The following is a 13737-nucleotide window of genomic DNA, read 5'->3' as shown; positions in this document are numbered from 1 at the left end:
GAATTATTATCCCACCCCCTGAACGTAAAATACAAATACACCTAGGATTTTTAAACTACCTAGGTGATTTGCATTTGATCTCTTAAGTTGACAAATCGAAATTCTCAAAAGGAAAGCTGAACATTTCCTCCTTGTATAGATACCGCCTGCGTTGCGGCAATATTTCCCCATATACAAGCGGTTTTAACATCTCTCCCATCCAACAAAGCTGCCAAAAAGGCTCCTGTATGGGCGTCACCTGCGCCAATTGTATCCACCATATTTGTTTTTATACCTGCAACTTTAATAATAGAGGAACCATCGTAATAAGCTGCTCCTTTAGCACCAAGAGTTACGATAATATCATTTTGAGTTTGCTCATATAGCTTTTCTAAAGCATGCATTCTATTAGAAGATCCCATTAAAGCTGACAGTTCATGATTATTACAATGAATAATGGGTCCTAATTTGAAAAGCTCACTTAAATCATAGGATGAAATAGCAGTAATCCTTGGTGATGGATCAAACAAGATAGTAGTTGAATTACCGTGCATCTTTAAAAAATTAATAATCGCTTTTTCTTTATCCTGCTCCAATGAGTAGCCTGACAAGTAAATATAATCATATTGTTTACAAGACGTGTGTGTAAACCATTCTTCCTTCCAATTATCTTCGAGCCCACTAAAAGTAATAAACGTTCGCTCTCCGTTTTCTTCCACTAATGATAAGTTCCAGCCATTATCCATACTGTTATCTGAAATCAATATCTGGTGACCCTTTTGTATAAACTCTTTTTTTATGATATCAGCATTTTTTCCGTTTCCAACTGGGGCAAGTAGATCGTATTTTGCATTTAATTGGCTTAATACATTCGCAACATTATAAGCGCATCCGCCAACGGTACTTTCCATTATTTCTCCAGCAATGTCTTCTCCAGATATTGGTAATGTTTTAATTTTGGCAACTACATCTATAACGGCGCTACCAATAATCAATGCGCGCTTGTTGGAGTTGATTTTCTTCATTTTATAAGCTGCTTCCATTTCCTCCACCTCGTTGAACTGATTTTATTGTAGGATACATAAAAATTATATATATTACTCCACTAACAATAATTGTAATTGGAAGATAGTTACTAGCATCTAAATAATTCATTAATACTAACGCAGTTGTTACACCAAGTATCCAACTTATTACGCCACCTTTATTTATCGGATTTCGTTTTGCATCTTCTAATAGATCTCTACTATAACCAATACGTCTTCGGATTAATGTATAATCAATTAATAGTATAGATATCCAAGCTGCCAATCCAATCCCTAAAAAACTTAAAAAAAGCTGAAAATTCCCCATGAAGTCCCTTGAGATTAATAAAACATATAAAGGAATAATAGTAATTAGGAAGGCATGAATCGTAATTGCAGTTGAATCTTTAACTTGTAAATTAAATGAAGCTAAGATTAATCTAGAAGACTTTAATCCAATGAAGCACATCGGCGTCAAACCACCAAGTGCAGCCACTAAATAAATTAATGTCATCCATTCAGGTAAAACGCTTCCAATTAGCGTAATCGGATTTTCTGCAGCAGCAAGCCCTTCTACTTCTGTTGCTAGTAATATACCTGTACTAATGATTAAAAATAAGGGGATAAAAGCACCTGCTGTTACATGAAATATAATTGAAAGAGAGGAGTTTTCTTTACTTTGATAACGGCTATAATCAGAGGACGCTTTCGTCCAAGTTAAGCCTGTACCAATAATAACAAACATTAAAGCTGGTAAAAAACCAGTTAACCAAGATCCTGATTCCATTGCAAATAATTTGTCCCAATTCGTATTTGGTATAAGAAAAGCTAATACAAAAATTGTTAATCCTCCAAATACGTACGTAAAGAAAGCTTGAGCTTTTACTAATGTTTCCTGTGAGAAAGAAACAGAAAAAAGAACAAGCGTTGCAAATAAAAGCCAACTGATAAATATTAAAAAACGATTAGAAGAAAAGCCTAATTCATTAAAAATAGATAAAAGTACTAATGTACCCGTAGTTACATTAACAGATAACCAACCAATTTGACCAAACCAACCTACCAAGGCTGGAATGAAATTTCCTTTAAAACCAAAAGCTGTTCTTGATAAGACAAATGTTGGTGCACCACTATCTCGCCCAGCTAAACTTGCATATCCAACTAACGCAAATGAAAGAGGTCCAAGTATCGCCACTAACAGAGATTGCAGAAAGCTTAACTGGTAACCAACAATTATCGCTCCATACACAATACCTAATATTCCAATATTGGAAGCAAACCAAATAAAAAATAAATCTTTCGGTTTCGCAGTTTTCTCACTTTGAGATAGGATAATGGATTTTTCTTTTGATTGCTCCATGGGTTTACTCTCCTTTTGCATAGAATTTGTTTGCACGTAATAGTTTTGCATAATAAGTAAGGTTTATATCATTCTCACTGTTAATCATTTCAACCCAATGGCGGTTTATTTTTTCAAACCCTTCTTTGGCTCCACAAATAGCAGTAGCCATCGCCCCAATTGTATCTGTATCGCCACCTATATTTGCACATAGTAAAGCACAATCTTTAACATTTCTTGCATAATAAGCTATTGCTATAGCTGCCGGAACAGATTCACTTGTCGTTGTTCCACAGCCTATTACATCGTATATTCTTTGGCAAAATGCTTCTTGATTACCTTTATGCGAATCGGCAAAATGAACTGCTAATCTTAAACGTTCTGGCATAGAAGCAGTAAATGTTTCAGCTCCTCGCTGTTTCGCTACATGATAAATATCAATAGAACCGTTAATAATCTCATCCCATGGTTTATCAAATATTGCCGCACTCACTGCATAAGCAATCATAGCTGCACCACCTACAGCCACATCACTAGAATGTGTCACCTTACTTACATGATACACATACTCGGCTAAATCTTGTTTTTGTTTGGGGTGAAATAGCGCACCAATAGGAGCTATACGCATAGATGCACCATTGGTTAATGCTTTATCTGTTATTAATTTTTTATTTTCACCTGATTTTATCGCAAATAATGCAGCTTTGGAACTTGGCCCTAAAATATTATTATCAAATGCTTTTGTTCGATTAGCCCACTCAAGCAATTTATTAGCAATAATTTCTTCTTTTGGGACAAATTTTGTTTCTTTTAAGGCATCTAAAATTAGTAATGCTTGAGAAGTATCATCTGTAAATTGCCCTTTCGTAAAATTACAAGCGACATCATTTTCTTTAGGGCCATCCAAAAATTCTGTTATTTCTCCAAAATAATCTTTCACCTTACGCCTGCTCCAGAGTTCTGAAGGCATTCCCAGCGCGTCTCCAATAGCCATACCATATAACATACCTAAAATTTTCAAATTATCTCCTCCATTCTAAAAACAACTCGTACGGTCGTACGTACAAGTTAATGTAATTTCATTTTATAATGCGCTTTCAATATTGTCAAGTTACCTTTCAATAATAGAAAAATTTGGCTGCCGCTAAGTTTTTCTATTACTATATATCTTTATACTTTCCTAGACCAGAACAAAGGCTCGGGGCACCCGGTTAGCAACGTAGCTAGTGAAACAAATCCACGAAAGTTTTAGGAATCATGCTTCTGCAACAGGAGTATGGCGGCGCCCTACGACAAGCCCGTCTTTAGTCGGCCTTCCTATTTAAGACGAACCGATGATGACTTATCGTAGAGCGATTCGTGAAGTTGCCTAGTTCCTAGGCCTGGAGCCGGATCCGGACGTGGCTAAATAACTTAGTGAATTTATCCACATATATAAAATTTTATGATTTCCTAGATTACGAAAAATGACTTGGTATTAAACCAAGTCTTGGTGCTAGAATATAACTCTCTTTATATAAAATAAAACTAAAAGTTATTCTTTACTATACTTCTCCTTATTATATATATTGATTCAACTTAAATTGAAATTTTGGACCATAAATGATATTTATATCTTCTATTTTCGTTCCATTTTCTGTATAAACAGACCCTTTTGACTGAAGTAAAGGATCATAATTATTTAATTGTAATTGCTTATGTGTCCAATGATCACAAGTTATTGGCACTATTTCTATATCGACATGATGAGGATATAACTTGTATTGTTGCCGAAACAACTCATATAATGAGTTTTCTTCAAAGTCGTACTGCTCGAGACCAGGGAATAGAGAGAGAGGAATAATGGAAGTATCAATAGTTAACCAACTAATTGTCCTGTTCGTTTTCACCCCTCGTAAGCGCGTAAGGTGAAGCATTCTATTATTACTTTCTTTTATTACCTTTTGTTCCAACACTTTTGTAATCGGATATTGACTCTTCCCGAAAGCATATTCTGTGAAACTTTGAAAATTCCACACCGTGTGTCGTGTTTGACGCAATCGGACAAAAACACCTTTCCCATGAACTCTTTCTACAAGTCCTTCTTGAACTAATTCATCTATAGCACGCCTAATTGTCGTTCTAGTAATACTATAATTTTTCATAAGTTGACTTTCAGATGGTAATGCATCATTGTCTTTTAATTTACCACTCATAATTTCACCACGTAAAACATCCTTTAATTGAACATAAAGCGGTATAACATCATTTTTGTTTAACATATTAATCCATTCCTTTACTTTAAATAAAATTATAATTTTATTTAAAGTATATCTATAATTTACAAATTTTGTCCAGACGAAGATTAAATATGAAGAAAAAGTGTTTCATAACAACCCCCTCATGACACAAGCTCGCATTTTCCCCAAAAAAGAAAATACAGTGTAATAAGACCTTATTTTACAAAGCATATACTAGAAAAATCACACTTTTTTCCCAATACAAATTATTACAAATTACTAGTATAATAGGAGTTAATATAAGCCATATCTAGGAGGTGACTATCTATTTGTTAGACATAGGTTCTATTATTAAATTGCAGCGAACGAAACGTAATATGACACAAGAAGAATTATCAGCAGGTATTGTTTCTTTATCCTATTTATCAAAAATAGAAAATCAAAAAGCAAAAGCCAACCCAGAAATCATTCAATCGCTCTGTAATCGCCTAGACATTGAACTTGTAGAAACGCCAGATATACAATTAGAAGAAAAATGTAAGCAATGGTATGACATCCTCTATGACCGTTTTGATAAAGAAGAAATGATAGCTAAATTTGAAGAATTGCAAGAAGTAATGAATCGAAGTATTAACGACCAAACTATCATGTTTGAAATTCATCAAATTCGTTATTATGTAGTCTTACGCGACTTAAAACGTGCTTTACATAAGATGAATGAACTGCACGAAATGGCCGACGCATTTAATGCTACGCATAAATATTACTGGAATAAATTTAAAGGAAATTACTACTCCTTTAAAGAAAAATTTCAACAATCTTTACATTGCTATCAACAAGCAGAGAAAGCGATTCAATTAGCTGATATTAACGAAAGTGAAGTTGCTGATTTGCATTATGCGATATCTATTGAATATTGCGAATTATCCAATGGATTAGAAACGATTAATTATGCTAACAAAGCTATGGTCGTGTTTCAACAAGAGTACAATTTTGTACGCTGTGCGCAATGTCATATCTTGCTAGGGATTTCATACCAACGAATTAAAATGAATGAACTTGCATTAACAAATTATAATCAGGCGTTGTATCTAGGTAAGTTAAGCAACAATAAAGAAGTGATCCAGTTAGCCTATCTTAATCTAGGTATGTTTTATTTTAGCATTGGAGATTCAAAACAATCTATTGAAAACTATTTAATCGCCCTAAACACTACAGATACAGATTATAAAATTAAATTAGAAGTGATTACCAGTTTAATAAAAAACTTCTACCAAAATAAGGAATACGAACAAACGAAAAAATATTTGCAACTTGGGAGAGAAGCGCTACATCTAGCTCAAGACGAAGAATACTATAAATTTTATCATTACACCCTTCAAGTATATACACACTTGCTAAATGGAGAGTTGAACAAACTTACCATAGTATTAGAAGATGTATTTTTACCATATTTAAAGCAAAAAAAATTCTATCAATACTTAATATTTTATGCAACATTAGTAGCATCGCATTTTGAAAAAATAGGGAAGTATAAAAAATCTACACAGTATTATAAGTTAGCTAATAGTGTTATGATCAATTATTAAAATTGTAAGGAGGAATATATATGAAAAAATTAATTGTCTCATTTACTTGTGGAGCACTTCTAATTGGTGGAATCTTGTTTACTAGCTATGGTGGAAACGAGAACAAACTAGCAGGGTATGGAAATGTCCCTATAGCTACATCCATCGATAATACAAGTGATTTTTAGACACTACTATAGCCTGTAGTATTTACTATATTGTAAGGAGGAATAATATGAAAAAATTAATTGTCTCATTTACTTGTGGAGCACTTCTAATTGGTGGCATTTTGTTTACTAATAATGTGCAAAAGGACGACAAACTAGCAGGGTTTGGAAATGTCCCTATAGCTACATCCATCGATAATACAAGTGAGATCTAGAAAATTTAGCCTGTAGTCACTTTTATACATGTTGAGCAAAAAGAGCTATCCAACAACATCTGGATAGCTCTTCTTCTATTTTATACATAACCCCAAATCATTGCTAATAGCGTACCTAAAACAGTGAGGATAGCTATAACAATTCCATATATGACACTAATATAAATCGATCTTTTATCAGATGATTCGCCAGCGTGCATAAAGACGACTAACTGCAACGTTGCTTGGGCAAATGCGGTAATGACAAGGATAGTCATACCTACAGCAAATGACATATCCATGAAATAAACAAGTAAGGCGACACCTGTAAGAATGAGCGAGAACACAAAACCCGATACGTGTTTAGCTGGAAATAATTCCTTCATTTTACATCATTCCTTTCAAGTAGATGAAGCTGAAGATGAAAATCCAAACGACATCTAAAAAGTGCCAATAAAGGGAGAAAATGAATGATTTATTCGCTGTTGCTGGTGTTAGCCCACGTTTCATCACTTGCATGACGATCATAGTACCCCAGAACAATCCAAAGGTTACGTGTAGTCCATGTGTTCCTAGTGTCGTTAATAAAATAGACGTAAACGCACTCGTTTGTAAACCTGCTCCAACATGTACGTAATGCACAAATTCATAAATCTCGACACCTAGAAAAGCAAGACCTAATACTAACGTGATGATAAAAAAGGTTAGCATTGCCTTTGTACGACCTAATCGCATTGCATGCACGCCAAGACCGATTGTAAAACTACTTGTCAATAAAAGTAACGTCTCGATTAAAACAGGGGTTAGTTCAAAAATTTCCGATCCTGAAGGACCACTTCCAGTTCGATCCACTAATGTAAAGTAAGAGGCAAACAGGGTAGCAAATAACATCACTTCAGCACCAATAAATATCCAAAATCCTAAAATATTTAAACGTCCTTGCTCTGTGCTATACTCTAGTGGTTTTGTTTTATCTATTTGCATTATTTAGCACCTCGCAATTCCGACTCTGCTTTCTTTAGTTCTTCAGCAGTAATATGATAACCATCATCCTTTTCAAAGGATCGGTATGTCATACAAGCTAAAATAGCAATTAATGAAACGATAACCGTAATCCACATACTAAAGATAAACGCAAAACCGAAGATGAAGAAAAACACACTCATAATAAATGGAATTCCACTATTGTTTGGCATATGAATATCTTTGTAACCAGCTTTAAATAGTTTATGTCCACGTTTTTTCGCATCCCAGAAAGCCTCACTAGAGTTCACTTGCGGTGTAATCGCAAAGTTATATTCAGGTACTGGATTATGTGTTGCCCATTCTAAAGAACGCGCATTCCACGGATCGTCTCCAATGTCTCTAGACGCATATCTCGTACTATAGTAGATATTGTATACAAGCAGCGCAAAACCGATCGCTAAACCGATGGCGCCGACAAAGGAAAGCATATTCCAAATTCCAAAGCCTGTTCCTTCTGAGTAGGTATACATACGACGTGCTTGCCCATCTAAACCAGAGATAAACATTGGGAAGAATGCTAGAACTGTACCTCCAGCAATAAACCAGAAGCCCCATTTACCAATTCGTTCATTTAGCATAAAGCCAAACATTTTCGGCCACCAGTACGTTAAACCAGCGATCATAGCAAATACGACACCTGGAATAATAACTAAGTGGAAGTGGGCTACTAAGAACATCGTATTATGATATTGATAATCCGCAGAAGCCATACCTAGCATAACTCCTGTCACGCCTCCAATCGTAAAGATTGGAATAAACCCTAACGAATACAGCATCGGAACAGTAAACTGGATCTTCCCTTTCCACATCGTAAACAGCCAGTTAAATATTTTTATTCCTGTCGGTACGGCAATCGCCATTGTTGTAATAGAGAAGATACTATTTACAAGCGCACCTTGCCCCATCGTAAAAAAGTGGTGTACCCAAACGACAAAGGACAATAAAGATATAACGACCATGGAAACAACCATCGTTGTGTAGCCATATAAATTCCTGCGAGCGAACGTTGGAATAATTTCACTGTATATACCAAATGCAGGAAGTATTAAGATGTATACTTCTGGATGGCCCCAAACCCAAAACAGGTTGGCCCAAAGCATATCCATACCACCGTCTGTCGTAGTGAAGAAATTAGTTGCAAATAAACGGTCCATCGTACCCATTGCTAAAGCAACCGTTAATACTGGGAACGCAAATACGATAATAACGTTTGTAATTAAACCAGCCCATGTAAACATTGGCATTTTCATTAATGTCATACCTGGAGCACGCATTTTTAAAATCGTTACGATAAAATTAATCCCCGTTATTAGCGTACCTAATCCCGATATTTGCAGTGCAAGCATGTAATAATTCGTTCCTACAGATGGACTGAGTTCATTTCCTGCAAGCGGAAAATACGATGTCCAACCAGAACTTGGTGACCCACCAATAACGAATGATATATTAAGGAGCATTGCCCCCATAAAATAAAGCCAAAAACTAAGTGCATTTAAGCGTGGAAATGCTACATCACGTGCACCAATTTGCAACGGAATGACAAAGTTCATTAATGCAATAATAAACGCCATCGCCATGAAAATAATCATCACGACACCATGTGTTGTAAAAATTTCATTATAGTGCTGTGCATCAAGTAATGTATTCTCAGGTACAGCCGTTTGTGCGCGCATCATTAACGCATCTGCTCCACCCCGAAATAGCATTAATAATGCAGAAATCATATACATAATACCTATTTTTTTATGGTCCACCGTTGTCAACCACTCGCGCCATAAATAACCCCATTTTTTAAAATAGGTTAACCCTACAACGACCGCAATGGTCGTTAGAGCGATAGCAACCATAGATGCATATATGGCAGGACTGGGATGCGGTATGGCAAATCGTTCAAAAAACTCCATTCTCTCTTCTCCCTTCTGGAAAATCCTGTTGTAAACCGACGGAATGCTTACTCGTTGTGACTTGCCGCTTCATCTGATTCATGATTATGCTCATTGTTATTGTTATCATGTTCGGAATGCTCTGAGCTTTCACTTTCATGCGAAGAATGCTCGCTATGGTCCTCTCCACCTGCCCCATGACCCTCATGGTGTCCTTTTGGTGGAGGCATAAAGCCCAAATGAGTTCCCGTAAATGTTAATTGTCCTAAATGACCAGGTTCCAGTAACTCATCAAATTTTTCTTCTGTTAATGGTTTAGCCGTTTGCTTTACTTCTTTTACCCAATCATCAAACTCTTGCTGTGGCATTGCCGTTACATTAAACGTGTTCTCAGCAAACCCTTCCCCACTAAAATTGGAGTTACGTCCCATAAATTCACCTGGAACATCAGCTGCTAAATGTAATGTCGTAATCATATCTGACATCGCATATTTTTGCCCGCCTAGCTGTGGAATCCAAAAACTTGTTATTGGTCCATAAGAATATAACTTAAATTCTAGCGGTCTATCTGTTGGCACATAAAGATAGTTGACTGTTTCAATATCTTGTTCTGGGTAGCTGAAATGCCATTTCCAGTCAGAAGAAGACGCATAAACAACCAATGGTTCTTTATCTCCATATCCTTCTGGCTTAGCCTCTACATCATACGTGCTTTGTACAGAAATAATAGAAAGCACAGCCACAATAATAATTGGTATTCCTACTACAATACTTTCTACTATTTTATTTCCTTCAATATGTGGAGGCTCATAGGAATCGGCTTGTTTCGAACCTCGATATTTGATAAGTATATATACTAGCATTACAAATACAGTAATAACGATAAATGCCATAATCGCAATAGAGATCCAAATCACATCTGCTTGCGTTTGTGCTTGTGGACCTTTTGGATCAAGCACCGTTAACGGTTCACAGCCAGTTAGTACTGCTGTTAATGTGAATAGAGCTCCTAATATGGCCCATTTCAATTTCATAAGGATACCCCTCCCCCTAGATTCATGTTGTTGTAATATATTTTAGAATTAGTATTTTGCTTTTAAACAAATTACCGTTTAATTATCATAATCCCACATATTTTTGAGCACAACCCCATACTTAAACTGTCAATAAATGTTCACGAAATGTGTTACAAATTAACGAAAATTTAATGTACAATTTTCGTATATTAATAGAAATTATCATTAACTGTGTCATTTAAGGAATATAATGGTTTATTTTGATCATAAATTCACAAATGTACATGGATTGTTGAAAGCCAATTTTAAACATAAAACGATTAACTAGTCACAAGATTAGATAATAACTATTAAAAATAAGCCTAGAATGATCTAGACTTAGAAAGTTACATGAATGCTATCCTTCACTACTATTTAATTTTCCTTCGTTTCATGAAACTTAAAATTAACGGGAAAAAAGTGAATGTAATAAGAAGTGGTAACATCCAAGCACCTAAACCTTCCCACCAGTTCATTGCTATAAAAATACTTTCCAATGTAATTATTGAAAAAATAATCAGACAAATGTTCTTTAATTGATTCATCATTTTTCTACTATGCAAATAAAAAGCTTTGGCATTTGTTTCATTAAAGCGCTTTGGATAATTATGTAATTCAGGGTACCTTTCCATCACCCCCATAAATGTCGCAGTAAAAATGCCGGGTATAAGTATGATAAGCAATTCCCATTTTGAACCCCAACGCGTGATTTCACCGGCACTATTAAAATGAGCCGGCACTTCATTTGGTACATATTTCCATACCCGCATAACAAAAATGATTGTTCCTAAAAAAATCGTATAACCAATAGCATTCCAAATTCGCTCTCCCCATGTCTTAGGAATCTTCATTTGTGGTCGCTTGGAAGATTTTTTCATCACTTCTCCCTCCTTTCCGCATTTCTTATAACAGTTTCACTTATATGTTAGAACAACTTACTCGACGCCAATTCTTATGGCAAAAGCCTTTATTTTTCTTCTACTATAAACCTTTATACTCTTAATAAGTACCTAAAAGATAGTAAAGAAAATTTGCATACGCCCCATTAGTACAGGTTGGTTCACCATCAAAAATGACACATAAGGATTTTAAGAATCGTTGCATTATTTAATAACAGTGTGCTATATTAATAGTACAATTCTTAAATTTCAAATCAAAGGAGTGAAGGTTATCTATGTTATTATCTGCTGTGCTTCAAATTGCTTGTGCTTAACGACGGGAGAAGTATGCCCTTTTTTCAAAACAAGCCTTGCAAGGTACAAGCAGCGGATAATTACCTGAACTCATTATATAATATGATGAAAGATACGTATATACTCATTTCATCAGTTTTGAGCAGGGCCGTGCGCTCTGCTTTTTTATATGCTATAAATAGCATAAGCACGTGCTCTAATGGAGCTTCTTATCATCCATTTCGTTCGCGTAGTATCTCCTTGTACTTGCAAGCAATTTATTTGATAACTATTAGCAAAAAGGAGAATTGATGATCATGAGTTTATTAGACGTGCAAAACTTAACCCATAGTTATGGTGATAAAACCGTATTAAAAGATATATCTTTTCGATTACTAAAGGGAGAGCATATTGGGCTTGTTGGACCTAACGGAGCTGGGAAATCAACCCTGTTTCACATTCTTACTACACATATAATCCCAGATGAAGGAACTGTACAATGGCACCCTAAAGCCCATGTTGGAAGCTTAGAACAGCATATTCACCTAAATAGCGGTCAATCAATCAGACAGTTTTTACAAACAGCTTTTCAAGATTTATTTTTAGCCGAAGAAGAAATGCTAGCTATTACAGGGAAGATGGCTTCTGCCAAACCAGAAAACCTAGATGAATTATTGCATCACTATAGCAAACTTCAAGCAAAATTAGATCAACATGACTTCTATCAAATTCCCGCTAAAATAGAAGAAGTAGCGGCAGGACTTGGAATTTCACAACTTGGGCTGGAAACAGACGTAAGTCAATTAAGTGGCGGACAACGAACAAAACTATTGCTGGGCAAGTTACTGCTAGAAGAGCCTGATATTTTATTATTAGATGAGCCGACAAACTACTTAGATACTGCTCATATTGCATGGCTCACATCCTATTTACAAACGTATCCGCATGCTTTTATTCTCATTACACATGACACAGGTTTTATGAACAAAGTCGTGCAATGTATTTACCACCTTGAGCACAAGCAATTGACAAGGTACCCGGGAAATTATGAGCACTTTCTTCAAGCATATGAACTACGAAGAAGACAAATTTACCTTGCATATCAAAAACAACAAGAAGAAATTAGCAAATTAGAAACCTATATTCAAAAAAATAAAGCACGTGCCTCTACCGCCAAACAAGCGAAAAGTAGAGAAAAGAAGCTAAACAAAATGGAACGTGTGGAAAAGCTAAGCCATAACCCAAAACCTGTTTTCAACTTTTCCGTTTCAGCACAACCGGCAAACGTCGTACTAGAATCAAAAGACTTAACTATCGGCTATAAAACAGCCTTGTTTTCTGGTGTAAATGTAAAATTACAACGTGGTGAAAAAATCGCCTTAACAGGACATAACGGAATAGGGAAAACGACCACTTTAAAGACATTACTAGGAAAGCTACCGCCCCTAAATGGAATTGTAAGCATTGGCGATCGCGTGCGACCCGCTTATTTTGAACAAGAGATGCCAGCGGTCGGAAAACATACGGCCTTAGAAGAAGTCTGGAACGCGTATCCTGATTTGACCCAAAAAGAAATAAGAAAAACGTTAGCGCGTTGCGGACTTCGCTCAGAACATATCTTTCAAAAGCTGCACTCTCTTAGCGGTGGAGAACAATCAAAAGTAAGGTTATGCAAGCTAATGCTTGCTAAAAGCAATGTGCTAATTTTAGATGAACCGACCAATCACTTAGATGTTGCGACAAAAGACGCTCTTATGGAAGCTTTACAACAATATACCGGAACATTAATACTTGTTTCCCATGAACGAGCCTTTTATGAAAATTGGATCACTACCATTTGGAACATGGAAGATTGGAAATAATATCTAGAAGGTGTCAAATGGTGTAGCGAACATCCATGGGGTGCTTGCTACACCATACATAAAAACTTAATTAATTACCTCATTTTACACACGCTGTAGTTTTTACGATGGGGATACTTCCAATTTTTACATTTTCATAGTTCAAGTATATAACCGTAGCACTTCAACAAAATAGTATCTAGGTGCTGTAGACGCGTAGTTAGTTGACGAATTCAATTTCCAATACTGGCTTCTCACCAAACCTTAAG

Annotated in this window: 13 protein-coding genes; 4 read left to right on the top strand and 9 right to left on the bottom strand. The window is 35.7% G+C overall.

Features of this window, described 5'->3' with window-relative positions:
- Positions 1-104: 104 nt before the first annotated feature.
- The 4 genes from BUB45_RS08145 to BUB45_RS08130 form a co-directional block, all read right to left on the bottom strand.
- Positions 105-1022, bottom strand: a complete 918-nt coding sequence (locus tag BUB45_RS08145) for a PfkB family carbohydrate kinase (protein WP_073007135.1) — start codon at positions 1020-1022, stop codon at positions 105-107.
- A complete protein-coding gene (locus BUB45_RS08140; protein ID WP_073007134.1) occupies positions 1006-2364 on the bottom strand; it encodes a purine-cytosine permease family protein in 1359 nt (452 codons plus the stop codon). Before BUB45_RS08140 ends, BUB45_RS08145 begins: the two co-directional genes overlap by 17 nt.
- A gap of 4 nt (positions 2365-2368) precedes the next feature.
- Positions 2369-3364, bottom strand: coding sequence for an ADP-ribosylglycohydrolase family protein (locus tag BUB45_RS08135; RefSeq protein WP_240458706.1), 996 nt, complete (start codon positions 3362-3364; stop codon positions 2369-2371).
- Between the two features lie 538 nt (positions 3365-3902).
- Positions 3903-4604: a GntR family transcriptional regulator gene (locus BUB45_RS08130; protein ID WP_073007132.1), complete on the bottom strand. Its 702-nt coding sequence runs from the start codon at positions 4602-4604 to the stop codon at positions 3903-3905.
- A gap of 287 nt (positions 4605-4891) precedes the next feature.
- Between BUB45_RS08130 and BUB45_RS08125 the strand changes: the two genes are divergently transcribed.
- From BUB45_RS08125 to BUB45_RS19825, 3 genes are read left to right on the top strand one after another with little or no spacing between them, the layout of a single operon-like run.
- A complete protein-coding gene (locus BUB45_RS08125) occupies positions 4892-6151 on the top strand; it encodes a helix-turn-helix domain-containing protein (RefSeq protein ID WP_073007131.1) in 1260 nt (419 codons plus the stop codon).
- Positions 6152-6171: 20 nt separating this feature from the next.
- Positions 6172-6318: a hypothetical protein gene (locus BUB45_RS19830; protein WP_170861731.1), complete on the top strand. Its 147-nt coding sequence runs from the start codon at positions 6172-6174 to the stop codon at positions 6316-6318.
- A gap of 47 nt (positions 6319-6365) precedes the next feature.
- Complete coding sequence (locus tag BUB45_RS19825) at positions 6366-6512, top strand: hypothetical protein (protein WP_170861730.1); 147 nt, start codon at positions 6366-6368, stop codon at positions 6510-6512.
- Positions 6513-6592: 80 nt separating this feature from the next.
- Here BUB45_RS19825 and qoxD read toward each other — a convergent pair whose 3' ends face one another.
- The 5 genes from qoxD to BUB45_RS08100 all read right to left on the bottom strand — a co-directional run bounded on the left by qoxD (position 6593) and on the right by BUB45_RS08100 (position 11333).
- Entirely contained in the window at positions 6593-6877 is a 285-nt protein-coding gene (gene qoxD / locus BUB45_RS08120) for a cytochrome aa3 quinol oxidase subunit IV (protein ID WP_073007129.1), read from the bottom strand.
- Between the two features lies 1 nt (position 6878).
- Positions 6879-7475 (bottom strand): cytochrome aa3 quinol oxidase subunit III, encoded by a 597-nt coding sequence (gene qoxC / locus BUB45_RS08115; protein ID WP_073007127.1) that lies wholly within the window; start codon positions 7473-7475, stop codon positions 6879-6881.
- Positions 7475-9421 (bottom strand): cytochrome aa3 quinol oxidase subunit I, encoded by a 1947-nt coding sequence (qoxB, locus tag BUB45_RS08110; RefSeq protein ID WP_073007126.1) that lies wholly within the window; start codon positions 9419-9421, stop codon positions 7475-7477. Before qoxB ends, qoxC begins: the two co-directional genes overlap by 1 nt.
- 47 nt (positions 9422-9468) lie before the next feature.
- Positions 9469-10434, bottom strand: coding sequence for a cytochrome aa3 quinol oxidase subunit II (gene qoxA, locus BUB45_RS08105; protein ID WP_073007124.1), 966 nt, complete (start codon positions 10432-10434; stop codon positions 9469-9471).
- Between the two features lie 392 nt (positions 10435-10826).
- Positions 10827-11333 carry an SdpI family protein gene (locus BUB45_RS08100; RefSeq protein ID WP_073007122.1) on the bottom strand — a complete coding sequence of 169 codons (507 nt, stop codon included), beginning with the start codon at positions 11331-11333 and terminating at the stop codon, positions 10827-10829.
- A gap of 611 nt (positions 11334-11944) precedes the next feature.
- Here BUB45_RS08100 and BUB45_RS08095 point away from each other — a divergent pair.
- Positions 11945-13489, top strand: coding sequence for an ABC-F family ATP-binding cassette domain-containing protein (locus BUB45_RS08095; RefSeq protein WP_073007120.1), 1545 nt, complete (start codon positions 11945-11947; stop codon positions 13487-13489).
- Positions 13490-13737 lie beyond the last annotated feature (248 nt).

The sequence above is a fragment of the Virgibacillus chiguensis genome (assembly GCF_900129865.1).
Taxonomy (GTDB): Bacteria; Bacillota; Bacilli; order Bacillales; family Amphibacillaceae; genus Virgibacillus; species Virgibacillus chiguensis.
Note: the sequence above shows the minus strand (reverse complement) of the source record. Positions and strands in the feature narration are given on the sequence as shown.

What these genes read in the sequence shown, in the direction of transcription:
- BUB45_RS08145 (WP_073007135.1), bottom strand. Translation starts at nt 1,022, where the DNA reads ATGGAAGCAGCTTATAAAATGAAGAAAATCAACTCCAACAAGCGCGCA.
- BUB45_RS08140 (WP_073007134.1), bottom strand. Translation starts at nt 2,364, where the DNA reads ATGGAGCAATCAAAAGAAAAATCCATTATCCTATCTCAAAGTGAGAAA.
- BUB45_RS08130 (WP_073007132.1), bottom strand. Translation starts at nt 4,604, where the DNA reads ATGTTAAACAAAAATGATGTTATACCGCTTTATGTTCAATTAAAGGAT.
- BUB45_RS19830 (WP_170861731.1), top strand. Translation starts at nt 6,172, where the DNA reads ATGAAAAAATTAATTGTCTCATTTACTTGTGGAGCACTTCTAATTGGT.
- BUB45_RS19825 (WP_170861730.1), top strand. Translation starts at nt 6,366, where the DNA reads ATGAAAAAATTAATTGTCTCATTTACTTGTGGAGCACTTCTAATTGGT.
- qoxD (WP_073007129.1), bottom strand. Translation starts at nt 6,877, where the DNA reads ATGAAGGAATTATTTCCAGCTAAACACGTATCGGGTTTTGTGTTCTCG.
- qoxC (WP_073007127.1), bottom strand. Translation starts at nt 7,475, where the DNA reads ATGCAAATAGATAAAACAAAACCACTAGAGTATAGCACAGAGCAAGGA.
- qoxB (WP_073007126.1), bottom strand. Translation starts at nt 9,421, where the DNA reads ATGGAGTTTTTTGAACGATTTGCCATACCGCATCCCAGTCCTGCCATA.
- qoxA (WP_073007124.1), bottom strand. Translation starts at nt 10,434, where the DNA reads ATGAAATTGAAATGGGCCATATTAGGAGCTCTATTCACATTAACAGCA.
- BUB45_RS08100 (WP_073007122.1), bottom strand. Translation starts at nt 11,333, where the DNA reads ATGAAAAAATCTTCCAAGCGACCACAAATGAAGATTCCTAAGACATGG.
- BUB45_RS08095 (WP_073007120.1), top strand. Translation starts at nt 11,945, where the DNA reads ATGAGTTTATTAGACGTGCAAAACTTAACCCATAGTTATGGTGATAAA.